The organism is Halosimplex pelagicum (assembly GCF_013415905.1).
GTDB lineage: Archaea > Halobacteriota > Halobacteria > Halobacteriales > Haloarculaceae > Halosimplex > Halosimplex pelagicum.
This window is the reverse complement of the sequence record NZ_CP058909.1, coordinates 1,566,172-1,588,555: the sequence shown is the minus strand read 5'-3', so window position 1 is coordinate 1,588,555 and position 22,384 is coordinate 1,566,172. Positions and strand designations below refer to the sequence as shown.

Below are 22,384 nucleotides of genomic sequence, written 5' to 3'. Positions count from 1 at the left end.
TTCTGCGTGCCGGTCCGTCGTCCCCTTCGCCCCGTCTCCGGTGGGGGTTCCTACGTCTCGTCGTCGTCGCCGTCGTCGCCGTCCGCGGCGACATCGACGGGGATGGAGGTCTGTTCGGCCTCGCCGAACCCGGCGCTGAGCACGCGCGTCAGCGCCTCCTCGACGCGTTCGTCGGTCTCCTCGTAGGTGTCGGGGTCGACTTCGACGACGAAGCCGGTGGTGATGTTCGGCGCGGTCGGGAGAAAGAGCACGTCGCGGCCGTCCTCGGTCGTCTGTCCGGTCTTGAACGCGGTCATCCGCATCCCCTGCCAGGTCTCGATCTTGACCGGCTCCTGCAGTTCGTCGGCGCCGGAGACGACCGTCTCGACGGCCATCTTCGAGGCGTTGTAGACGACACGGAGCCCGGGGAGCTGGTTCATGACGCGGTCGATGCCGTCCTCGATGACGTCGCCGAACGTGGTCCGCATCAGATAGCCCAGCGAGAAGACGACGAGGACGAAGATGACCAGCGTCAGGAAGACCCGGAGCGGACTGCCGACGGGCACGTCGCCGTTGGCGACCGTGACGTTGTAGCTCTGAACCGGCAACGGAAGGCCCGCCAGCGCCGTGTAGATCCAGACGATGATGTATGCCGTCACCAGCAACGGCACGAGGATCACCAGGCCGCTGGCGAAGTCGCGCTTCCAGGATGCCGAACTCATCTGCGGGTATCTGCCCGCCGGAACGTAGTAAGCGTGTTCCTTCAGGACGCGGACACGAACACCGACGCGAACGGTGCCCGGCGACCGGCGCCCCGCAAACGGCACCCGGCGGGAGAAGCGCTCGCCAGCGCCGGCGGTCACCCGCCCGCGACCGCCCGCAGCGCGAAGGAGAGGTTCTCCTTTCGTTCGAGCACCCGCCGGTAGAAGTACGACAGCCACTTCGACCCGTAGGGCGCGTACTGCCACACCTCGCGGTCGGCGGCCAGTTCCCGCTGGGCGTCCTCGCGGACGCCCATCAGCATCTGCACCTCGTAGGGGGTCCCGTGCTCGTCGTGCAACCGCTCGGCCAGCGCGACCATCGCCGGGTCGTGACTCCCGACCGCCACCCCGTCGTCGAACGCCGCGAACATGTATTCGAGACAGTCCCGATACGACTCGTTCACCCGCGACCGCTCGCGGTAGGCAACCTCGGCGGGCGGGTCGTAGGCGCCTTTCACCAGCCGGACCTTCCCCGGGAGGCCGGCCAGCCGTTCGAGGTCCTCGCGCGTGCGCCTGAGGTTCGCCTGGACGCAGACGCCGACCCGTCCGCCGGTCTCCCGCGCGTGGCGCTCGAAGGCGTCGAGCGTCGCATCGGTCGTCGTGTGGTCCTCCATGTCGATCCAGACGAACGCCCCGCGTTCGTCCGCCCGCTCGACCACCCGGGCGAGGTTCTCCCGGAACACCGTCTCGCCCACGTCGAGGCCGAGCTGCGAGGGTTTGACCGAGACGCACGCCCGCAGGTCCGTCCGCGCGATGTCGTCGATCAGTCGGCAGTAGGTCTCGGCGTCCGCGTCGGCGGGCTCGCGCTCGTCGTAGTGCTCGCCGAGCAGATTCAAGATTACCCCGACCCCGCTGTCGTTGGTCTCCCGGGCGTGTTCCAGCGCGACCGGGGCCGTCTCACCGGCGACGAAGCGACTCGCTATCGGCGGGAGCATGCTGGTAAGTATTGCCGCCAGTGTGAAAGGGATACCGGCGTCGCGTCCGGCGACGAGGGCGAGACGTGCCCGGACGCGGGCGAGGACCACCGACGCGAACCACGACGACTTAAGAAGCGCGGGGGTGTCGGCGTCGGTATGGACCTGGTCACGGTGGTCGCGACGGCGCTGTGGGCGATGTTGCCCGCGTACGTGCCGAACAACGCGGCGGTGCTGGCCGGCGGCGGCCGCCCCATCGACGGCGGTCGCACCTGGGGCGGTCGGCGCGTCCTCGGCGACGGGAAGACCTGGCGCGGGACCGCCGCCGGCACCGCCGCCGGCGTCGCGCTCGCGCTCGTCCTGAACGCCGCGTCGGGACCGATCGCGGACCTGCTGGGCGTCCCCGCGGTGGAGTTCCCGCTCGCGGCCGCCGTCGGGCTGGCGCTGGGTGCGATGGTCGGCGACATCGGCGCCTCGTTCGTCAAGCGGCGCAGCGGCCGCGAGCGCGGCGCACCCTTCCCCGGGCTCGACCAGCTGGACTTCGTCGTCGGCGCGCTCGCGCTGGCGGCCGTCCTCGACTTCGAGTGGGTGACCGCGACGTTCACGGCTCCGGTGCTGGCGACGGTCCTGGTCGTCACCCCGCTGCTCCACGTCGTCACGAACGGCATCGCCTACCTCATCGGCGCGAAGGACGAGCCCTGGTGAGAGCGGCCGAACTCGCGCGAGTCGCTCGCCCGGCGTCGCTCGGCCCGGAACGCGACGCTTAACCGGCCGAGGCCAGTACCACGGGGCAATGAGTCGCTCCGGCGAGTTCTGCCCCCGCTGCGGGGACGAGATCGAGGCGAACCTCGACGCCCGGCCGGCGGCGCCGGGCGGGGCGGGGTCGCGCGACGGCGACAGCGTGCTCTGCGACGACTGTTACTTCGAGGAGTTCGACCTCGTGGACGCGCCCGACCGCATCGACGTGCGGGTCTGCTCGCAGTGCGGCGCCGTCCACCGGGGCAACCGCTGGGTCGACGTGGGCGCCCAGGACTACACCGATATCGCCGTCGAGGAAGTCTCGGAGGCGCTCGGCGTCCACCTGGACGCCGCGGACGTGAGCTGGGAGGTCGCCCCCGAACAGGTCGACGAGAACAACATCAGGATGCACTGCCAGTTCTCCGGCGTAGTGCGTGGGACGCTCGTCTCCGAGGAGGTCGTCGTCCCCGTCAAGATCGCCCGCCAGACCTGCGAGCGCTGCGGTCGGATCGCCGGCGGCTCCTACGCCGCGATCGTGCAGGTCCGCGCCGACGAGCGCACGCCGACCGCCGAGGAGATGGAGCGGGCACAGGAGACCGCGGAGTCGTTCGTCGAGGCCCGCGAGGCCACGGGCGACCGCAACGCCTTCGTGACGGAGGTCTCGGAGGTCGACGAGGGGCTGAACATGAAGATCTCGACGAACCAGCTCGGCCAGGGGATCGCGAAGCGGATCGTCGAGCAGCAGGGCGGGAGCTTCGAGGACTACGAGACGCTGGTCACCGAGGACGGCGACGGCAACGAGGTGTATCGAGTGACCTTCGCCGTCCGCCTCCCCCGCTACAGGGCCGGGGAGGTCATCGACCCCGAGGACGGCGACGGCCCCGTCCTCGTCCGCAGCGTCCGGGGCAACCTCAAGGGCACCCGACTCGCCACCGGCGAGGACTACGAGGCGAGCTTCGAGGAGGGCGACGCCCCCGACGCGCGCCGCCTGGGCACTCGCGAGGACGCCGCCGAGACCACCGTCGTCGCCGTCGAGGACGAGAACGCCGTGCAGGTGCTCGACCCCGAGACCTACGCGGCCGAAACGATCCCCCGTCCGGACTACTTCGACACCGACGCCGACGAGGTGCCCGTGATCAAGCACCGCGAGGGGCTACACGTCCTCCCCGAGGACGCCGTCGACGCCGGCGGGGACTGAGAGACGGCGCGGCCACCGGGGACTGACCGGGCATCGCGCCCGCCGGAACCGAACTCCTGACCCGACAGCGGCAACTTTTTTCGTGGTTCGGCCGGTTGGCCGACATATGCTCGAAGCCCTCCGTTCGCTGCGGACCGTGACTCGCCGGTTCGTCGCGCTCCTGCCGGTGCTGATCGCCGTCGCGACGCTGCCGATCGTCCTCCTGGTACTGTTCAACGCCGGCATCGTGACCGCGATCGAAGTCGCGGTGGCGGGCTGGCTGCTGGCGACGCCGGTGACGGCGCTGCTCGTGTGGGTCGTCCTGAACCTCTCACCCGTGGATCTGCCGGGCTCGCTCGGCGAGCGCACCGTGGACCTGCCGTCGATGCTCGACGGCTCGGGGGCGAGCGGCGACCGGTCGGACGGCGACGACCCCGTCGAGACGCTCCGCGAGCGGTTCGCCCGCGGCGAGATCGACCAGACCGAGTTCGAGCGCCGTCTGGACGCGCTGCTGGCGGCCGAGGGCGCGGGCGACGGCCGACCGGTCGAGGATCGGGGCGGCTCCCCCGCCGGCTCGGCGGCCCCGCGGCGGGAGTCGCGGGCTGACGACCGCTCGGTGCCCGGTCGCGACCGCGAGACCGAATCGACCTGAGCGGCGCCGCGCCCGCGCCCCATCGCGGCGACGGGTCGCCCGTCCGGCGGCGCTCGGACTCGAAACCGTTTCGGCCGTCGACCGTCTGGTGGCGAGTAGATGGACGAGCGCGACGAGCGACTGGCCGTGGTCGTCGACAAGCCCCGCGCCGAGGCGGTCATCGACGACCTGGAGCGGGCGGGGGTCTACGACGCCGACCGGTCGGTCCGCGAGTACGACGAGGGGAGCGTCTCGCTCCCGGTGACGGCGGTGCCCGACGCCGTCGACTACCGCGAGGTCGTCCGGCAGGTGGGCGAGCCGCGGCTCCGGGACCTGGCCGACCACCTCCGCGAGCGCGGCTGGACCGACGACGAGATCGACCGGGCGCCCGCCTCCTGGGCCGTGCTGGGGACGGTCGTCCTCGTCGACGCCGGCGACGCGCCACGGCCCGCGGAACTCGGCGAGGCGCTGCTGGACCTGCACGGCGCCGCCGACACGGTGCTGGCCCGCGGCCCGATCACCGGCGCCCACCGCGAGCCCGACGTGACGGTGCTGGCCGGCGAGGGCGACACCGAGACCGTCCACCGCGAGCACGGCACCACCTACGCGATGGACCTGGCCGAGGTGATGTTCTCGCCGGGGAACAAGGCCGAGCGGGCGCGGATGGGGGAGCAAGTGAGCGAAGGCGAGCGCGTCGTCGACATGTTCGCCGGTATCGGTTACTTCGCGGTCCCGATGGCCCGCGCGGGCGCGGCGGTGACCGCCGTCGAGCGCAACCCCGCCTCCTTCGAGTTCCTGCTGGAGAACGTCCGCCGCAACGGCGTCGCCGACCGCGTCCAGCCGTATCGGGCGGACTGTCGCGACGTTCTCGAACAGACGGATCCCGCGACCGACGTGCGTGCCGACCGGATCGTGATGGGCTACTACGAGGCCCACGAGTACCTCGACAGCGCGCTCGGGGCGTTAGAGCCCGGCGGCGTCGTCCACATGCACGAGGCGACGCCGGAGGCGCTGGTGCCCGACCGCCCCGTCGAGCGACTCCGGGACGCGGCCGCCGACCGCGACCGGTCGGTCGAAATCCTCGAGACGCGCCGCGTCAAGGGCTACAGCGAGGGCGTGGCCCACGTCGTCGTCGACGCGCGCGTCGAGTGACCGATCGAGTTGGGAGACTGACTTGTCCCGCTGGCGTGGGGCGATTGTCGGTCGCCGCCACCACAGTAGTTTTTATCCCGTGGGGAGGAACAGTCCGTACATGGCGCCGGGGCCGTACGAACGGGTGCTGGAGACACTAGCGGACTTAGACGCCCGTCTCGCCGGCCTGGAGGTCGGATACAACGAGACCAACGCCTCGGCGGCCCAGGAGCACGTCGACCAACTCGGGGAGTTTTTCGAGAGCGAACCCGACCACTTCGTCGCGCTGCGCGAGTCGATCGACCGCCTCGTCGAGACGGAGGACTCGACCCACGCCGCGGCGGCCAAGGAACACGCCGACGCCCTCAGAGACCGCGTCGAGGCCCAGATCGACGACGAGTGAGCGGCCGTCGGCTGCGCGTGTCCCTCTCGCCACCGCCGAGCCCGTGTTACGTTTAAGTAACATGACGAGGCCAATGGGGGTATGCTGTCTCGGTTGTCTGCGCTCGGGGGAAGCAGCCGAGTTCGGGGCTCCGGGTTCGTCAGGGGGCGTCGCCCGTGACGGGACGACGGCAGGGCAGAGCGATCAGTACGGTCGTCGACGTGACGTTCGCGCTGTTGCTGGTCAGCGCGTCGATCGCGATCCTGGCGGTCGAGCTGACCGACGACGAGCCCGCCCACGACCCGATCCAGGCCGACCGGACGGCCGAGACGCTCGCGGCGGCGACCCGGACGGTCGAGTACACCCTCGACCCCGTCCGCGGCGAGTCGCACTTCAGCGACGACGGGTACGACTACGAGCGGTCGACCCACGGGACGCTGACGGGGTTGCTGGCCGACGCGGCGGTCACGAACGCGCAGTTCCCCGACGGGAGCGACAGCGACCCGTACGACCCCGACGGTCTGGCGCACCTGACGAGAGCGGGTGAGGACTTCGCGACGGCCGTCGACGGCGCGGTCAGGGAGGCGCTGACGAGCGCCGGCGGCGACGCGCACGTCGTCGCGGTCTGGACGCCGTACGACGATTCGGCCATCCGGGGGCGGATGGAGGCGGGCGCCGACCTGCCCCCCGGTGGCGACACGAGCACGGCGACGCTGACGGTCCCGAGCAAGATGCCCGCGCCGGACGAGGCGGACGTCGAACGGGCGTTCCGCGTCGACGGGTACAGCGGCGTCTCGGAGCTGATCGCCGGGGCCATCGTCGAGGGGTACTTCCCCACCGGGGAGACCCAGCTCGCGCTCGAGCGCGACGGGCTCGGTCGGGCGCTGGCGGTCTACCGCTACCAGCGGATGGCCGAGGTCGTCGACCACCCGGAGTTCGAGACCGACCCCGCGTTCGGCGCGGTCGGGTCCCACCCGGTCAGTCGGACGCAGGCCGACGCCGCGACGGCCAACGCGGAGCTGCAGGCCGACCTGGCGACGATGATCGAGGTGGAACTTTCGAACGAGTACCCGAGCGCGGACGCCGAACGCATCGCGTCGGCCGTCTCGGTCGGTGAAGTGACCGTTACCGTGACTACCTGGAACGAATGAGTCCGAGACGACCACAGACACTGTCGATCGCAACGAGCGACAGAGCACGAATCCCCTTCGCCGTCGTCGGCGTGTTGCTGTTGATCACGAGCGCCACCGTCGTCGGGGTGATACAGTCGCGCGACGGCGCCGACACCCAGACGGATATCGCACTCGCGATGGACCAGTCCCAGGCGTCCGCCCAGTCGGTCGTCCGGGAGGCGGTCTCGGACGCCGCGAGCGCCGCCGCACAGAAGCCGGTCACCGTCCCCGCGGACACGCCGGCCGGCCGAGCGCTGGCGGCCGGCGCCAGCGACCCCGACCCCGACGCAGTCTACCGGCGGTACCTGAAACTGCGGGCCTACCTCGAGGTTCAGGAGCAACTGGACAGCTCCCGCCAGCGACTGAGCGACGGGTCGGTCACCCGCACGTCGCTCCCGCCGGTCAGTTACACGGAGTCGTCGATCCAGTCGGCGATCGGTCGCGTCGACCTCGAGGCGGGGATGGACGACGTCTCCGACGACCTGAGCAACGGGACGATCACCGCGACGATAGACGGACTCACGACCGAAGTCGTCGAGGAGGGGGAGATCCGCGCCAGCGAGACCGAGTCGATCACCGTCTCCGTCGCGTCGACGAGCCTGTTGCTCCAGCACAAGACCCAGAAGTATCAGGACCAGCTCGCGAAGGGCTTTTTCGACTCCGGGACCAGCGGCTTCGGCAAGCAGTTCGCCGCGCGCCTCTATCCGCTGATGTACGCCAAGGCCTACTACGAGCGGATGGCGCCGCCCGGGAAGGCCGACGCGTTCGACAAACTGGTGATGAAAAAGGACATCGAGGTGCTGGCCAACAGCGCCAACTTCGCCGTTCAGGGCGAGGTCTTCGGGACGAGGGACCCGGGCTACACGCGCGTGATGGGGTCGGCGTACGCCTGTATGGCCCTCCGAAACGTCGAGAAACTGTACGACGCGGGCGCGTTCAGTCGCTCGGGACCCGGCAGTAGTAGCTCCAGCGACGACTACACCGAGGGCGCCGGGGGGAGCAGTCTCGGCGACGAGAAGTCGACCGACGGTTGGAAGGACAAGTACGGCCTCAAGAACGCCGTCTCGGGCCTGAACGCGAAGGACTTCTGTGCGGCGGCGTCGATGCTCGTCGGGCAGACGGACAGCCCGCCCAGCTCCGTCCAGGAGGTCGTCAACCAGTTCATCGGCGGGCAGGCCCAGCGCGCGTTCAACAAGAAGAGCAGCGTCGAGATCGACAAGTTCGCCGAGCCGGCGCTCGACGAGGTCCTCGCCCAGCCGGTCGACTACGACCCCGAGTACAGCGACGACACCGAGAAAGAGGACCCCAACGGAACGGACCAGGCGCCCGAACTCGACGAGGACCTCCCGTCGGACTTCTCCGGGCGCAACACCTTCGAGCGGCTGATCGACCGGATCTACTCCTACTCCGTCTCCACGACCACTAGCGGCGCCGCGAAGGTCTCCGGGGAGATGCCCGAGGCGTCCGCACCGTCCGGGAGCGGCTGGTCGCTCTCCGACGACGGGAGCGTCAAAGTCGACCGCACCGCCGACGTCACCGTCGACCACACCGAGGTCTGGGACGAGTCGACGGCGCGGACCCGCGACCTCCACGAGTTCAACGTCGAGGTGACGAACGTCCTGAAAGAGACGGACGAGTACAAGCGCGAGGAGCCGTGTTCGTCGGGGTCGGGGTCGAGCACCGCCACGCCGACCGGTCCGTGTTACGAGTTCGAGGACCAGACCGACTACGAGCGCGTCACCTGGGAGGTGGACGTGACCGTCAGCGGGACCTACAGCGACGACCCCGATATCAACGTCTCGCACAACGGGACCGACGGCGCCTACACCGGGTCGAGCCCGAACTTCGAGGAGGCCATCGCCGAGTCGATCCGCGGGGGACTGAACGTCGACCCGAGCGATCCGGACGGCAACTTCGGGGACGCCATCTCGACGGGGTCGATCGAGAGCGCCGGCGACCTCGAATCGGCCGTCTCCGACCAGATGTCCGGTATTACGACGCTGAACTCCGACACGTTCCTCTCGGTGAGCGAGCGCTCGGACCTCCAGACCACGCTCGAAGACGAGGTGGTCAGCCTCCACGACCACGTGGTCGGCGACGAGTCGGCGCCGCCCCAGCCCGTCTCGGACCTGAACGTCTCGCCGACGGAGATGGCGACCGGGAAGGACGTGTTCGGCCCGCTGCGCGAGCGCACCAACACGTCCCACCACGTCTACTACGACACGTCGGGGACCTACGACAGCGCCCGCGAGAAGGCCATCGCGGAGGCGCGCATGGAGTACGTCGACGCGGTCCATCGGTGGGTCGACCGCGTCGAGAGCGCCCGCTCGGAGTCCTCCGGCGACGTGAACGAGGAGATTTCGAGCAAGGTCGACGGCGTGACGAACGTGATGAACGAGGGGCTCGAGTTCGCGTCGAACCAGATCGACGGGTCGGGACCGCTGTACAGTCCGGGGACGATGTCCGACACGGACCTGCTGGGCGACATCCGCTACACGGTCGACGCCTCGCCGACGTACCTGACGACCGGCCCCGTCTCGCGGGCGACCGTGCCGGCGGTGCGGCCGAGTTACGCGACCGTGACCGAGGCGGGCGACACCCAGCACGTCCCGATGGCCGTCAGGAAGCACAACACGTTCGGCTACCCCGGCGTACCGATCGTGCCCTGGCCGACCTACTGGTACCTCTCCGTGGATCACTGGAACGTCCAGGTGAAAGGCGAGTACGGGCGCTTCGAGGTGACGGCAGACAACAGCGCGCCGGCCTCGCCCAAGACGACGACCTACGTTCGCCAGGCGATGCCGGTCGATCTGGAGATCGCCGGGCAGGAGCGGCGTGTCGGGCAGGTCGACCCGATCAACTTCTCGGCGTCGACGGCGGTCGTCATTCCGGTCCCCGGCGGGACGGTGTATCCGAAACCCCGGTACGGTGTGGGTGACGACTGGACGATCAAGGGCAGTTCCACCAGCAAACCGTGGCAGGACATGTGCTCGGCGACGTGGAGCCACGTCGGGCCGGGGTTCAACCCCGGTGCGATCAACGCGGGCGAGTGTAGCAATATCGACGGCGGCGGAACGGTCAAGGCGTCGCTAGCGGACTACGTGCCGGGGAGTGACACGGTCAGCGACGTGCCCCTGGAGTGGGACGACGACGACGGCGAGTTCGAGTTCGACGCGCCCGGGCCGGACAACTGCGAGGAGGAGGACCTGGTCGAGAAACTGGAGGAGGACAGCGATGCAGAGAATTGGTACGACGGGCTGTCGGACTCGCTTCAGAACCGCCTCTGGGAAGAGCAGTTCTGTCAGTTGCCCAACGACCGGTACAAGGATCGCTACGCCGACTTCATCAAGGGCGACGAACCGGGCCACGGGGAGGACGACGACGTCGCCGACACCTGGCGGGACACGATCGTCCTGACCCGCTACGACCACGAGAACATCGAGAACGCGCTCGATTACCTCCTGCGCGACGAGAACGGCAACGGCATGAGTCTCGCCGAGGAGCACGACATCCAGCGGTTCATGACCGCGCAGTACACGAACGACGCGGAGCACACGACCTACGGTGGGGTCGACTCGCACAGAGAGCCGGGGATCGTCACCGAACTCACGACGGATCACGCCGACCAATTCGTGAGTGTGTACGATCCCGACGAGTACGTCACGGGCCGCTGGGTCGCACGCAGGGACGCAGTCCGCGGGTACGACATGGAATCGATCATCGATCGATTCGCGCTCTGGAACAACAGCCTGGTAAACGAGGATGTCGCGAGCGGTTGGGGTGATTACGATTGCGTCGCGAAGGTGTACGTCCGGGGAAGTTACGACCTCCCGATCAGAGTGAGCTATGCGGGCGGATTCCAGGCCGACGACTACCCCGGCCTCGACGACGATGCGGTTACCGCTCAGTACGATGGCAGGCTCGACGGCGGCGTTACCCAGTACGAGATTCTGGAGCGCCCCTCCTCGTCCGACTGGCCGTTCGATAACGACGCCGAATGGGTCCCGCTCGGGAAGGTCGACGAACTGAACGACGACACCGGAGATACGCTCGACGATCGGTGGGACGCGGCAGACCCCGACTCGACCGCCTCTCCGGCAACGGGTGAATGCGCTCGTTGACCGGCAGGCGTCGTCGACAGCGCACTCGCCCGAAGTAGAACGTCCGGTCTCCGCTCCGAATCGGACGCCTGTCAACCCGAACCAAAAACTGTTACGGGCACACGTCGATGGTGCCGATAATGGGAACCGATAGCGACCACTGCATAGATGTCCTCGGCTCCGCTACCGTCGGAACGGGACAGTCCACACTGGTCGTTCCGGGCGTGATTACCGAGACCGCCCGACTACCGGACGGTCTGGTCCTCGCGCTGAAGTCCACCGGCACGGGCGCATCCGAGCCGAGCCCGTGCCTGGACGACCGCTCCCCGCTTTTGCTCGAAGTGACGGACGACTGTACGCCGGGCTGGGAGATCGAATCGTTCCCCGACGATGCGAGCGTTGCGGACATTTCGCACCGTGGCGGCCGACTCATCGTCGAAACCGACAGCGATCGGTTCGTGGAGCTGGACCCCGAAACGGGGGACCGTCGTCGGTCCTGGCGACGAGACGAGTTCGTCTTCGACGGCCGAGTCGTCGAGTTCGACCGCCCCGTCGAGTCGTTCGAACGGTCGGATGGGCGCTGGGTCGTTCAGACCGCCCGGCGTCTCTACTGGTTCGACGAGAACGGCTCGCAGTCGGCAGAGTGGTCGATCGACGACCTCGACGAGCCCGAACGGTGGAGTGGTCTCTTTCCGAAGTCCTACCGGACGAGTGACGGACGGACACTTCTCGTAGTGCAAGCGGATAGCCGAAGCACTCTCTCGAGCACGATGCTGTTCGGGTTCGACGAGACCGGCGAGCAGACGTGGAGAAAACGAGCGAACAGAAGTTGGGGATTTCATCCCGAAGAAGACGGGGGATTTTCCGTCACTACGCCGCTACGCCGCAACACGTACGGGACCGTCGAGGTCGACATCGACACCGGTGAGTTCGTCCGCGTCGTGAACGGTCCGGACGACGAAGTCGCACAGTTTCTCGACCGGTGACTGCCGATATTTTCGCTCCGTAACGACGCGACTAGCGCGGTCGGTGTAGCCGCTCTCGTCGCCGACGGCGGTCGTCGTTCCGGTGCCCGGCGGGCCGCCACCGCTCACAGCCAGTCGACGAAGGTGCCCTCCAGCAGCGTCTCCTCCTGGTGGTCGACGTAGGCCGACTGCATCCCCCAGATGGCCTCGGCGAGGGGCACGTTCTGGTCGACGGCGGCGGCGACGTGGTCGTGTTTCCAGCGGGCGGGAGTCACGCGTCGGTCGGCCCGCTCGCGCAGCGGCCGGACGTAGCGGCGGGCGGCGTCGGTCGGGAGCCCCTGGGTCTCCAGGCCCTGCCGGGCGGCCTCGAACAGTTCGCCGTAGATGCGGTCGAGGGCGGTCGTCTCCTCGCCGTCGGCGGTGATCCAGGTGAGGTCGGCCTCGAGCCCCTCGCGGCTGGCGGCGTAGAAGTTCTCGCGAGCGGTCTCCCACTCCATCGCGCGGACGGGGTGTTCGATGCTGGTGAGCGTGGTGAGCAGGCCGGCGAAGACGGCCTGGAAACTGACGGCGTCGCGGACGGTCGGCTGGGCGGGCAGCGGGCGAAACTCGATGCGGGCGTTGGCCTGGGGCTCGGTGGGGCCGTCGAAGACGGGGCGGATCCACCGCCAGTAGCTGCCGTGTTTGTGCCGGAAGTGGACGAACGCGTCGTCGAATCGCTGGCCCGCCTCCACGTCCATCGGGACGATCGTCTCGTCGGCGACGACGTCGTCGATGGCTTCCTCGACGCTGTCGAAGTCCGGTGGGAACCGGACTTTGTCGGGCGCGTCCGCCTCGTCGGGGTTGAGCACGTCCTCGAAGACGGTGATGCGGTTCTCCAGCCAGGCGTCGGCGACGATCTCCTCGCCGTCGGCGTCGTCGTACAGATCGGGCGGGAAGAAGGGGGCGTTGACGCCCAGGGCAAGCAGCGGCCCCGCCACCCGCAGGGCGTAGCGGAAGTACTCGGGCAGGTCGGGCGCGTGGGGGATCTGGTAGTGCGGCTGGATGGAGGTGATGAGGCTCTCGGGCATGACGGTGTCGGCCGACAGCGAGACGTGGGGCGCCTCGACGCGCATCCCCGTCGGATAGTCCGTGTTGGCCATCGTGTGGTAGCGAGCGGCGTCGGACATGTTAGTCGCGATGCGGACGCCGTCCTGCTCGACCGAGTCACAGAGGTAGTCGGTGGCGGTCTCGCCGGTGGGCGGGACGGTCCACATGCCGTCGCTGACCAGGCGGATGTCGTCGCGACCGGTCCGATTCAGGGCGGGCGCGAGGTTGGCCTTGAGCTCCTGTTCCTGGGCGACGAGGCCGTGTTCGTTGAGCGGCTGCGGGCTGGTCTGCATCTCGGCGTTGTGCAGCCCGAGTTCCTTCTCGAAGCCGATCAGGTCGAGCAGGCCGCGAGGGACCCGCCGGAGCGACCCCGAGCGGGCGTCGACGGCGTACAGTTCGAGTTCGAGGCCGACGATGGCCTCCGTGTTGTCGAAGGTGCCGTCGCGCACCTCGGCTTTGAGCCGCTCGGCCTCCTCGGCGGCCCGCCGGTCGAACGCCTCGCGGTCGACCGCCTGTGCCTCCCGGACGCGAGCCGCGAGTTCGGAGCCGGACATACCACCTCGTTCGGCCGCCCCGGTACTTGAACGTGCGGCACTCGGGAAATGCGAGCCACGAGATACTTACCGCCGAGCGCCGATACTGGGACCGATGCCCCGACTCACCCGCCGCCGCGCCCTCCAGGCAGCGGTCGGACTGGCCGCCGGGCTGGCCGGCTGTCCCGACGGCGACACCGACGCCGGCCGCGGCGACGCCGGCACGCCCGTCGGCTCGCCGACGCCGCCGGTCCCCACCGCCGGCGACGACCGCGTCGTCGACCCCGAGTCCGTCACCCTCCGCGCGGCCGACATCGACTACGACGACCCGCTCGCCTGGTTCGTCCCCGAGCCAGACGACAGACCGACCGACGGCGGCACCGTCGACCCGTCGGACCGCACGCGGGAAGGCCTGATCGCCGACGAGGCGACCGCGGAGACGTTCGTCGTCGCCGACCGCGCGACCGAGACCGAGATCTCGGTCGGCGCCGAGACTGCCCGGCGGTTCGTCGCCGAGACCGACTTCGACAGCGAGACGCTGCTGGTCCAGTCCCGTCCGGTCGAGGAGTGTTACCGGCTGGTCCTCTGTCACGTCACCTGGGCGGACGGCGAGGTCGAGCCCCGATACGGCCGATTTCTCCGCGACGCCGACGTGGCCTGCGAGAGCGGCGAGCGCGACGCCCACGTCACGCTCGCCCGCCTCCCGGTCGCGTTCGACCCGGCCGAGTTCGAGATGGGGTCGACCGGCGTCGCCAACGGGGCCTGCTTCCCGATGCGAGAGGGCGCTCGGCCGACGCCTCGGCCCCGATCGGCGACCGCATCGGGAACCGGTCCCCGACCAACACGGACGCGCCGGTCGACACCGACGGAGGGTCTCGATGACTGACGACCGGTCGGGGTCCGACGACGGGCGCCTCACCCGTCGCGGCGCGCTCGCGCTCGGCGGCGCGACGCTGCTGGCCGGCTGTGGCGCCCTGTCTAACCCGCTGAAGCCGGGGCCCGTGAAACTCGACGGGGCGGCGGTCGCCCGGATCGCCGAGGGGGACGCCCCGGCGGTCGCTCACCCGCTGCCCGTCGACGTGGCCGACGCGCACGTCGCCGACTCCCGGGAGCGCGCCCACGCGATGCTCGCGGCGGCGCCGCTGCCGCTGACCGCCGAGGACCTCCCCAACGGCGCGATGCGACGGGAGATAACCGACCACGCCGAGCACGCCCGCGAACACCTCGCCGAAGCGGTCCGGGCGAGTAGCACCCGCGAGCGGCTGAGCCTGCTCGCCCACGCTCGCGGGCCCGCCCGCGCGGTCGAGGCCGCCTGGGCGGCCATCGGGGACGAACTGACCGCCGCCGACGTGCGCTCGGAGCGGGGGTCGGTCCGGGAAGACATCCGCCGGTTCCGCGACGGCTGGGAGTACGTGGGCGAGGATCCCGTTCGCGCGGTCGTCGTCCACGCGCTCGTCGAGCAGTGGGTCCGGGAGGCCGACCGCCTGCTGAACCGGAGTCGACCCGGCGAGGACTCCTCGCCCGTCACCCCGATCACCGTCGGCGAGCGCGCGAGCGAAGTCGAGCAGGCTCGCGCCGCGCTCGCCGACGCCCGCCACGTCGGCGAGCGGTTCACCGCGTCGCTGTCCGACGCCCGGTCGCTGGAGGCGACGTTCAGCGACGCCGGCGACTCGCTGGCCGGGACGATCGACTCGCGGATGGAGGGCAAGCCCACCGAACACGCGGAGCTCCCGGATCTCGTCGATGGCGGCGGCGATCTGGAGGGGACGGTCGCGGGCACGGCGCTGCGCGAACTGCACGGCGAACTGCCTTACGAGGGGGAGTTCGTCCCCGAGACCGAACTCCCCGGGACGGTCCTGTGGCAGGTCGAGACGCTGGCCCAGATCGGCGCCTTCGAGACGCTCCGGGACCGGATCGCCGCCGACGAGCACCGGACGGTCGAGAGCGCCGAGGCCGTCGAGGAGTTGCGGCGGGCGGCCGTGACGGCCGTCGAGGACGCGCTGGCCGAGAGCGCCGACGAGTGGCTGGCGCGGACGGAGCTGGCCACGCTCGCGGGCTTGTTCGACTACGCGGCCCGCAATCTCGACCGACAGACCGACGACGATCCGGTCGAACTCGAGTGGGTCGTCGAGGACATCGGTCTCTACCTCCAGATCGAGGTGATCGCCGGCGCCGTGCCCGAGGCCGTCGACGAGACGCTGGCCGCGCTCGACGCCGAGTGATCCGCCGTCGCCGGCGCGGTCGCCACCGCCGTCGCTCCGTCCGCGACCACGAGACATTTACCGCGCCACGACCTCGGCATTCGTGTCAATGGACGGACTAACGCGGCGGCGACTGCTAGCGGTCGCGGGAGTGACGGCGCTGGGGTGCTGTGGCGGCTTCGGCGCCGGCGGGGAGGCGGAGCCGACGCCGCTGGACGCGACGGCGGTCGCGACGGCCGTCTCGGGGTCGCTCCCGACGGTGACCGAGCCGTTCCCCGTCCTCGTTGCCGCGTCGCACTTCGCCGACTCCCAGCGGGCGGTCCGGTCGACGCTCGGCGAACTGCCCGACCCGGTTCCGTCGACGGGGCCGCCCGACGAGACGACGCGGGCGACGGTCCGGCGGAGCGTCGAGCGCGCCCGCGAGAACCTGTCGGCTGCGGACGACGCCGAGACGGCCCGGGAGCGACTCGGCGAACTCGGCGACGCGCGCTCGTCGGCCGAGCGCGCCGCGAGCACGTGGGCCTTTGCGACCGACGAGCTGACGCGCGGGGCGGTGCGCTCGCGGGCGCTGACGCTCGAACGCCGGGTCGACGCGTTCCGCGAGGACCGCCCGCTCGTCGGCGACCCCGCCGACCCCGTTCGGGCGCTGCTCGTCCACTCGATCGTCGGATCGCTGGCCGAGCGGGCGGGCGACGACGCCACGCCCGAGTGGGACGACTACGAGCCGGCGTCGTCGGACGCGCCGACCGCCGCCGACGCCGAGGCGGAGCAGTTGCCAGACGCGCGGGCCGTCGGCAAGCGCGCCGGGGCGATAGCGGAGGGACGGGCGCGGCTGGCCGACGCCCGGCAGGTCGACGAGCGGTTCACCGGGTCGCTGACCGACCCCTCGTCGCTGGAGGCGACGTTCGTCGACGCTCGCGACGGTCTGACGGAGACACTCCGGTCGGGGGTCGCGGAGTTCCCGGGACCGGACGCCGACGCGGCCGAACTGGTCGGGACCGACACCGAGGGCGCCGGCCGGGCGGTCGAGTCCGCGCTCCGACAGCTCCACGCCGACGCCCACTACTTCGCCGACCGCGAGGCGACGGCGGACCCGGCCTCGGACGTGCTCGCGCGCTACCACGGGCTCGCGACGGCCGACGCCTTCGAGACGCTGCGCGACCGGGTAAGTCAAGGCGACGAACTCGGCGTCGACAGCGCCGCGGACCTGCGCGAGCGCCGCGACGAGGCCGTCGACGCCGTCGAGACGGCGCTGGCCGAGAGCGAGGAGCGCCGGCTGGCGCGGGACCTGCTCGCCTATCCGGTCGCGCGGATGGCCACCACCGACGCGTCCCTGCGCGAGTGGGACCAGGTGACCCTCCAGCAGGCCGCCGTGGGCGACCGGGCCAGGTACTACATCGAGTTCGCCGCGCTCGCTCGCGCGACGCCCGAGGCCGTCGACGAGACGCTGGTCGAACTCGGCGCCTTCTGACCGGCGGTCGCGGCCGTCCACCGCCATCTCACTATCGTCCCCTAGACCCGCCGCTCGACCGACTCGACCGCTTCCGCCGGGGTCTCGACGTGGTCGATCCCGCCGACCCCCTCGATCCGATGGGTGCCGATACCGGCGACCGGCTTGCCGAAATCGAGCGCGTGACCGAGTTCCGAGAGCGTCCCGGTGCCGCCGTCGACGGCGACCACGGCGTCGCCGTTCATCGCGACGAGGACGTTCCGGGCGTTGCCCATCCCGGTCGCGATAGCCGTGTCGACGTATTCGTTGGCGTCCGCGCGGCGCTCCGTGGGGAGGATACCGATCGTCGACCCGCCGGCCTCGCTCGCGCCGCGACAGACCGCCTCCATCACGCCGCCGAGGCCGCCGCAGACCACCTCGTGACCCCGCTCGGCGAGTTCCCGGCCGAGCGTTTCGGCGGTGGCTGCTTCCTCGTCGGTGACCCGTCCGCCGCCGATGACGCTGACTCGCATAGACGATGCTGGCGCGTGGAACCGTCAAAACTGCTCCCGTCTGCGAGCGGACGCGTCCGGCGTAACTACCTTGTATACGGGACTGTATACGAACGGACATGAGCAAGAGCATCCGCGTCGACGAGGAGACGCACGCGGCGCTCGCCGCGCTGAAAGGCGACGACGAGACGTTCGACGACGTGCTCTCGCGACTCATCGCGGACCGACGGGAGCGGGTCCGGGAGGGCGCCGGGCTCTGGGAGGGTACCGACGCCGCCGAGAAGGCGCGCGAGGCGAGACGAGAGATGAAACGCGGCGTCGGCGAGCGATGACCGTCTACGACAGCAGCGTCGTCATCGACTACCTCGACGGTGAGTCCGCGGCGGTCGACTACGTCGAGCACCAGCAGAACCGGCGTGCGGTCGCACCGCAACTGGTGCTGTTCGAGGTGTATCAGGGCGAACTGTTCAAGTCCGGTCCGCCGGACTTCGACGCCATCGATGACGCGCTCGACTGGCTCGCCGTCGTCGAGGACCCGTCCGGGATCGCACGTGCGGCCGCGGAACTACAGAACCAACTCCACGAAAGCGGCGACCTGCTCGCCGCTCGCGACGCGTTCGTCGCCGGAACGGCGAGACGCCTCGGAGAGCCCCTCGCAGTCGCCGACTCCGACTTCGACGTCGACGGGATCGACGAGCTACTCGACATCGACTTCGTCTGAACGGGACTGCCCGAACTGGACACGGAAAACGGAACCGAGAGCGACGACCTACTCGACCTGCTCGAACCAGTCTTCGACGCGCGAGACCGACGCACCGGTGATGTCGGCGACTTCCTCGGGCTCGCTGGCGAGCATGTCGGCGACGGTTGCGATGCCGGCGTCGCGCAGGCGGTCGGCGTAGGTCGGGCCGACGCCGTCGACGGTGTCCACGTCGGGACTGTCCGGCTCGTCCTCGGCGGTCGTATCGGCGATGGCCTCCTCCTCGGCTGCGGGGCCGTCCTCGGCGGCGTCCTCCTCCGCGGCCTCCTCGGCGGCGGTCACGTCGTCGGGTTCGGCCGCGTCGTCGGCGGCCTCGGCTTCCTCCTCGTCGGTCGCCGGGGCGCGGTCGGCGTACCACTCGCAGACCTCGGGCCAGACCTCCTCGTGCGAGGACGACGATACGGAGAGGCCGATGTGGCCGGTGGCGTACTCGATGGTGGTCACGTCGTCCGATCCGACGACCTCGTTGAACGGCTTGGAGGCGTCGGCGGGGATGAGGTGGTCGTACTCGCCCATGATCTGCAGGACGGGCATGTCGATCTCCTCGACGTCGACGTGGACCCCGTCGAGCTCCATCTCGTTGTGGTAGAGCTTGTTCTCCTGGTAGAGGTCGGTGAGGAACTGGTCGTAGGCCTCGCCGGCCACGTCGATGCCCTCGGAGAGCCACCGCTCCATGCGGCCGAAGTTCTCGACGAAGTCCTCGTTGTCGAGGTTCTCGTAGAAGCGGACGTACTTCGAGACGTAGTTGTCGACCGGGTCCATCAGCGCGAAGCCCACGTCGAGGAACTCCGCCGGGACGTTCCCGAACGTCTCCGTCACGTCCTCGGGGTCGTAGTACTCGTCGGAGCCCCACTGTTCGAGGACGCCGCCGGTCCCCTGGAAACAGAGGCCCGCGGCCATCAGGCCCAGGGCGTTGACCTTCTCGGGGTGCAGCGCCGCGTACATGGCCGACATCGTGCCGCCCATGCAGTAGCCGAGGATGTTGATCTTGTCCTGACCGGACCGCTCGCGCACTTCGTCGACGCAGTTCTCGATGTAGCGGTTGACGTAGTCGTCCAGCGTGAGGTGCTGGTCCATCCGCGAGGGCTCGTTCCAGTCGATGAGGTACACGTCGTGACCCGCCTCCAGGAGGCGACGCACGACGGAGCGTTCCTCCTGGAGGTCGAGGATGTACGGCTTGTTGATCAGCGCGTAGACGATGAGGATCGGCACGTCGTGGGTCTCGTCGGGTTCGATGCCGGCCTCCTCCGGTTTGTAGTGGAGCAGTTCGAGCTTGTTCTCCCGGTAGACGACCTCGCTGGGGGTCTGGCCCACGTCGACGGTCTCGACGGTCGCCAGCGCCTCGGGGAGTTCGGCGTTCTGCTCGGTCGCGTCGGTCATCGTCTCCAGCGCGGTGCGCTGGGCGTCGAGCGCGAGCGAGATGGGGTTGAAGGGGTCGGCGCGTTCGCTGGCCATGTTACTCCTCCAGGTGGTCGAGGATGCGGTCGAGCTTCTCCTCGACCTCGTGCTGGCGCCGCTCCAGTTCGACGAGTCGCTCGCCGACCTCGTCCATGTCGTCGCGGGTCGGGAAGCCGAGCTGTGAGATGGTCTCCTGGCTCACGTCGTCGGCCTCGCGGCGCATCTCCATCATGCGCTCGACGAGCTGGCCGTTGGCGGCGGCGAAGGCGCTGGTCGACATGACCTCCTTGAACGCCTCGTTGGCCGACTGCAGCCAGATGTCCCGGTACTCGGAGGGGGCCACGTCCTCGCCCTGGGCGGCGTCGGTGGTCCGCTCGAACATCTGCTCGGCGGCGTCCATCCACACCTCGTAGGCGCGGTTGTACCCCTGGATCCCCTCGGCCATCGCGTCCTCCTCGGGCACGGAGTCCTCGACGGCCTCGGCCCACGACTCGACGAAGGCGGCCTGGGCCTTCATGTTCTGTTCGAGGGAGTCGGCGACCGCGTCGTTCATCTCCTCGACCATCTCGGTCCACTGCTCCTGCATCTCGTTTGTGTTGCTCATGGGTGTATGTCCTGTGTACTGAAAGAAAAAACCGTGTTCCTACGCGTCGACGGCGGCGGCGGCCCGCTCCTGCACGTCGCTGACCTGGTCCTGCAGGTCCTCGACCTGGTCCTGGAGCGTCTCCAGCTGGTCGCCCCACTCCTCGGCCACGTCGACCGACTGCGCTTCGAGCTCCTCGTGGGCCTCGACCAGCATCTCGACCTGCTCGTCGACGGCCTCGACGTAGTCGCCCGTCAGCTCGTCGTAGGCGTCGATGCCCTCCTCGTACTCGCCGGCGACGGTCTCGAAGACCTCGGCGTGGTTCTCCAGCAGGAAGTCGTACTGCTCGTCGACGGCCGCGCGCATCTCGTCGACGGTGCCGGCGGCGCCGGGCAGCGAGGACTCGATCACGTCGAGGTAGCTGTGGACCAGCGTCTGGGTCAGCTCGACGCCGCGACGCTGGGCCGACTCCTGACTGTCGAAACTGTCGACGACGGCCTCGTTCATCGTCTGCTGGAACTGTAGCGTCTGCTCGAAGGCCTTCTGGCTCTGCTCGATCGTCGCGCGCTGCATCTCGAACGCCGTGGTGATGGGGGTCGTGTATGCCATGTGTATCACTCTCTGTTCCGCTTGACCGGGATGACGACGGTCTGAACGATGTCGCCCTCTTCGATGTCCAGCGCCTCGCGCTCGGCGTCGGGAATAGAGATCCGTCCGCCCGACTGGACGCGCGTCTTGAACGTCGCCGTCTGACTCATCGCGCCGAGCTGGTTCATGTCCAGCCCGCCCGCGCCGGCCTGCATCATCTGACTCAGCATCTCCTGCTGGGTCTCCATCGCCTGCTCGCTCATCTCCTGCATCCCGCTGAACATCGGCGGCCACGTCGGACCGTCGCTCTCGTCGGTCATCGGTCAACGATACGTACACCCCTCAGTTACATAAGGATTGCGCTCAATACCATTTGATACCATTCGATACCACACGATGGATCAATCCCTCGAACCGGACGGGTCCGGAGGCGTCGGAGCGGCCGGAGCGGGCGTCGGCCGAGCCGCGACCGGACCGGGTGGGGTGGACGACGGCGGCGTGTGGGAGCGGTAGCCCGGAGCTACCGGCCGGGTGGCACCGGGGTAGTCGGGCCGGCAGGCCCCGGTTTCGGTCACCGCGAAATCCGCCGCGAGTAAGCGCCGCGTATCCCGCGTAGCGGGCCGAGAAGCCGTTTCTGTCGCGATATCGCCCGTACCGTACCACTACGTTTTAATAGCATCAAACCCAAACGCGGGTATCGATGAGTTCTCAACCGCACCGAAACGCGCTGCTGGACACGTGGGCGGAGACGTCGTCGCACATGTTCAACAGCGTGGTCGCGGCCAACCGGGCGGCGTTCGCGGCCTTCGGCGTCACGCCGTCGGACGACGACGAGGGGCCGGCGGCCGTCGACCGCATCGAGGCCGACGAGGACCTCCCCGAGTGGCACGTCGAGCTGACAGAACACGACCGCGGGCAGCTGGGCGTCGGCGACCGCGTCGAGTTCACCAAGACCATCTCCGACCGCGACGTGCAGTCCTTTGCGGCCGCGAGCGGTGACACCAACCCGCTGCACCTCGACGACGAGTTCGCGAGCAAGACTCGCTTCCGGGGCCGCATCGCCCACGGGACGCTCGTCGGCGGCCTCATCTCCGCCGGGCTCGCGCGCCTGCCCGGCCTCACGATCTACCTCTCCCAGGATCTCGAGTTCCACAACCCCGTCCGCCTCGGGGATCGGCTCACCGCGGTCTGCGAGATCGTCGAGGACCTGGGCGACGACCAGTACCGCCTGACCACCCGCGTCGTCGACGACGGCGAGACCATCATCGACGGCGAGGCCGTCGTCCTCGTCGACGAACTCCCCGACGACGAATAAGTCGTAGCCGCGTTCTCCCGCTTTCCCGT

Annotated in this window: 22 protein-coding genes; 14 read left to right on the top strand and 8 right to left on the bottom strand. The window is 69.6% G+C overall.

Annotated features, from left to right (window positions below):
• Positions 1 to 50: 50 nt before the first annotated feature.
• Together HZS54_RS07870 and HZS54_RS07865 are read right to left on the bottom strand one after the other, a co-directional pair.
• Positions 51 to 701, bottom strand: coding sequence for a DUF502 domain-containing protein (locus HZS54_RS07870; RefSeq protein WP_179921641.1), 651 nt, complete (start codon positions 699 to 701; stop codon positions 51 to 53).
• Between the two features lie 137 nt (positions 702 to 838).
• On the bottom strand, positions 839 to 1,675 hold the full coding sequence (locus tag HZS54_RS07865) for a proline dehydrogenase family protein (protein ID WP_179921639.1): 837 nt from the start codon (positions 1,673 to 1,675) through the stop codon (positions 839 to 841).
• Between the two features lie 138 nt (positions 1,676 to 1,813).
• On the opposite strand from HZS54_RS07865, the gene HZS54_RS07860 reads away from it, so the two are divergent.
• The 8 genes from HZS54_RS07860 to HZS54_RS07825 all read left to right on the top strand — a co-directional run bounded on the left by HZS54_RS07860 (position 1,814) and on the right by HZS54_RS07825 (position 11,971).
• Complete coding sequence (locus tag HZS54_RS07860; RefSeq protein WP_179921637.1) at positions 1,814 to 2,359, top strand: CDP-2,3-bis-(O-geranylgeranyl)-sn-glycerol synthase; 546 nt, start codon at positions 1,814 to 1,816, stop codon at positions 2,357 to 2,359.
• 88 nt (positions 2,360 to 2,447) lie between these two features.
• The gene (locus HZS54_RS07855; protein ID WP_179921636.1) at positions 2,448 to 3,590 is read left to right on the top strand and encodes a 60S ribosomal export protein NMD3; all 1,143 of its coding nucleotides are present in this window, start codon (positions 2,448 to 2,450) and stop codon (positions 3,588 to 3,590) included.
• A 106-nt stretch (positions 3,591 to 3,696) separates the two neighbouring features.
• Positions 3,697 to 4,221 carry an SHOCT domain-containing protein gene (locus HZS54_RS26200; protein WP_179921635.1) on the top strand — a complete coding sequence of 175 codons (525 nt, stop codon included), beginning with the start codon at positions 3,697 to 3,699 and terminating at the stop codon, positions 4,219 to 4,221.
• A 99-nt stretch (positions 4,222 to 4,320) separates the two neighbouring features.
• Positions 4,321 to 5,352, top strand: coding sequence for a class I SAM-dependent methyltransferase (locus HZS54_RS07845; RefSeq protein WP_179921634.1), 1,032 nt, complete (start codon positions 4,321 to 4,323; stop codon positions 5,350 to 5,352).
• 100 nt (positions 5,353 to 5,452) lie between these two features.
• The gene (locus tag HZS54_RS07840; RefSeq protein WP_179921633.1) at positions 5,453 to 5,734 is read left to right on the top strand and encodes a hypothetical protein; all 282 of its coding nucleotides are present in this window, start codon (positions 5,453 to 5,455) and stop codon (positions 5,732 to 5,734) included.
• 155 nt (positions 5,735 to 5,889) lie between these two features.
• The gene (locus HZS54_RS07835) at positions 5,890 to 6,864 is read left to right on the top strand and encodes a DUF7284 family protein (protein WP_179921632.1); all 975 of its coding nucleotides are present in this window, start codon (positions 5,890 to 5,892) and stop codon (positions 6,862 to 6,864) included.
• Positions 6,861 to 11,006, top strand: coding sequence for a DUF7286 family protein (locus HZS54_RS07830; RefSeq protein ID WP_179921630.1), 4,146 nt, complete (start codon positions 6,861 to 6,863; stop codon positions 11,004 to 11,006). The genes HZS54_RS07835 and HZS54_RS07830 overlap by 4 nt, the downstream gene beginning before the upstream one ends.
• Positions 11,007 to 11,125: 119 nt before the next feature.
• Entirely contained in the window at positions 11,126 to 11,971 is an 846-nt protein-coding gene (locus tag HZS54_RS07825) for a hypothetical protein (protein ID WP_179921628.1), read from the top strand.
• A 104-nt stretch (positions 11,972 to 12,075) separates the two neighbouring features.
• Here HZS54_RS07825 and HZS54_RS07820 read toward each other — a convergent pair whose 3' ends face one another.
• Positions 12,076 to 13,590 (bottom strand): glutamate-cysteine ligase family protein, encoded by a 1,515-nt coding sequence (locus tag HZS54_RS07820; protein WP_179921626.1) that lies wholly within the window; start codon positions 13,588 to 13,590, stop codon positions 12,076 to 12,078.
• Positions 13,591 to 13,684: 94 nt separating this feature from the next.
• On the opposite strand from HZS54_RS07820, the gene HZS54_RS07815 reads away from it, so the two are divergent.
• The 3 genes from HZS54_RS07815 (at position 13,685) to HZS54_RS07805 (ending at position 17,241) form a co-directional block, all read left to right on the top strand.
• Positions 13,685 to 14,455, top strand: a complete 771-nt coding sequence (locus HZS54_RS07815) for a hypothetical protein (RefSeq protein ID WP_179921624.1) — start codon at positions 13,685 to 13,687, stop codon at positions 14,453 to 14,455.
• Positions 14,448 to 15,791 (top strand): hypothetical protein, encoded by a 1,344-nt coding sequence (locus tag HZS54_RS07810; RefSeq protein ID WP_179921622.1) that lies wholly within the window; start codon positions 14,448 to 14,450, stop codon positions 15,789 to 15,791. Before HZS54_RS07815 ends, HZS54_RS07810 begins: the two co-directional genes overlap by 8 nt.
• Before the next feature lie 88 nt (positions 15,792 to 15,879).
• Entirely contained in the window at positions 15,880 to 17,241 is a 1,362-nt protein-coding gene (locus HZS54_RS07805) for a hypothetical protein (protein ID WP_179921620.1), read from the top strand.
• A gap of 41 nt (positions 17,242 to 17,282) precedes the next feature.
• Here HZS54_RS07805 and HZS54_RS07800 read toward each other — a convergent pair whose 3' ends face one another.
• Entirely contained in the window at positions 17,283 to 17,732 is a 450-nt protein-coding gene (locus HZS54_RS07800) for a TIGR00725 family protein (RefSeq protein ID WP_179921618.1), read from the bottom strand.
• A 98-nt stretch (positions 17,733 to 17,830) separates the two neighbouring features.
• Between HZS54_RS07800 and HZS54_RS07795 the strand changes: the two genes are divergently transcribed.
• Positions 17,831 to 18,043: a DUF7557 family protein gene (locus HZS54_RS07795; RefSeq protein ID WP_179921616.1), complete on the top strand. Its 213-nt coding sequence runs from the start codon at positions 17,831 to 17,833 to the stop codon at positions 18,041 to 18,043.
• Entirely contained in the window at positions 18,040 to 18,432 is a 393-nt protein-coding gene (locus HZS54_RS07790; RefSeq protein WP_179921614.1) for a PIN domain-containing protein, read from the top strand. Before HZS54_RS07795 ends, HZS54_RS07790 begins: the two co-directional genes overlap by 4 nt.
• Positions 18,433 to 18,480: 48 nt before the next feature.
• On the opposite strand, the gene phaC is transcribed toward HZS54_RS07790, so the two are convergent.
• The 4 genes from phaC to HZS54_RS07770 are packed head-to-tail and all read right to left on the bottom strand — an operon-like array spanning position 18,481 to position 21,360.
• The gene (phaC, locus tag HZS54_RS07785) at positions 18,481 to 19,926 is read right to left on the bottom strand and encodes a class III poly(R)-hydroxyalkanoic acid synthase subunit PhaC (RefSeq protein WP_179921612.1); all 1,446 of its coding nucleotides are present in this window, start codon (positions 19,924 to 19,926) and stop codon (positions 18,481 to 18,483) included.
• A gap of 1 nt (position 19,927) precedes the next feature.
• Positions 19,928 to 20,473: a poly(R)-hydroxyalkanoic acid synthase subunit PhaE gene (locus HZS54_RS07780; protein WP_179921610.1), complete on the bottom strand. Its 546-nt coding sequence runs from the start codon at positions 20,471 to 20,473 to the stop codon at positions 19,928 to 19,930.
• A 39-nt stretch (positions 20,474 to 20,512) separates the two neighbouring features.
• The gene (locus tag HZS54_RS07775; RefSeq protein ID WP_179921608.1) at positions 20,513 to 21,061 is read right to left on the bottom strand and encodes a hypothetical protein; all 549 of its coding nucleotides are present in this window, start codon (positions 21,059 to 21,061) and stop codon (positions 20,513 to 20,515) included.
• Between the two features lie 5 nt (positions 21,062 to 21,066).
• Positions 21,067 to 21,360, bottom strand: a complete 294-nt coding sequence (locus HZS54_RS07770) for an AbrB/MazE/SpoVT family DNA-binding domain-containing protein (RefSeq protein WP_179921606.1) — start codon at positions 21,358 to 21,360, stop codon at positions 21,067 to 21,069.
• Between the two features lie 440 nt (positions 21,361 to 21,800).
• Here HZS54_RS07770 and HZS54_RS07765 point away from each other — a divergent pair, with 440 nt between their 5' ends.
• Positions 21,801 to 22,355 carry a MaoC family dehydratase gene (locus HZS54_RS07765; protein WP_179922969.1) on the top strand — a complete coding sequence of 185 codons (555 nt, stop codon included), beginning with the start codon at positions 21,801 to 21,803 and terminating at the stop codon, positions 22,353 to 22,355.
• Positions 22,356 to 22,384 lie beyond the last annotated feature (29 nt).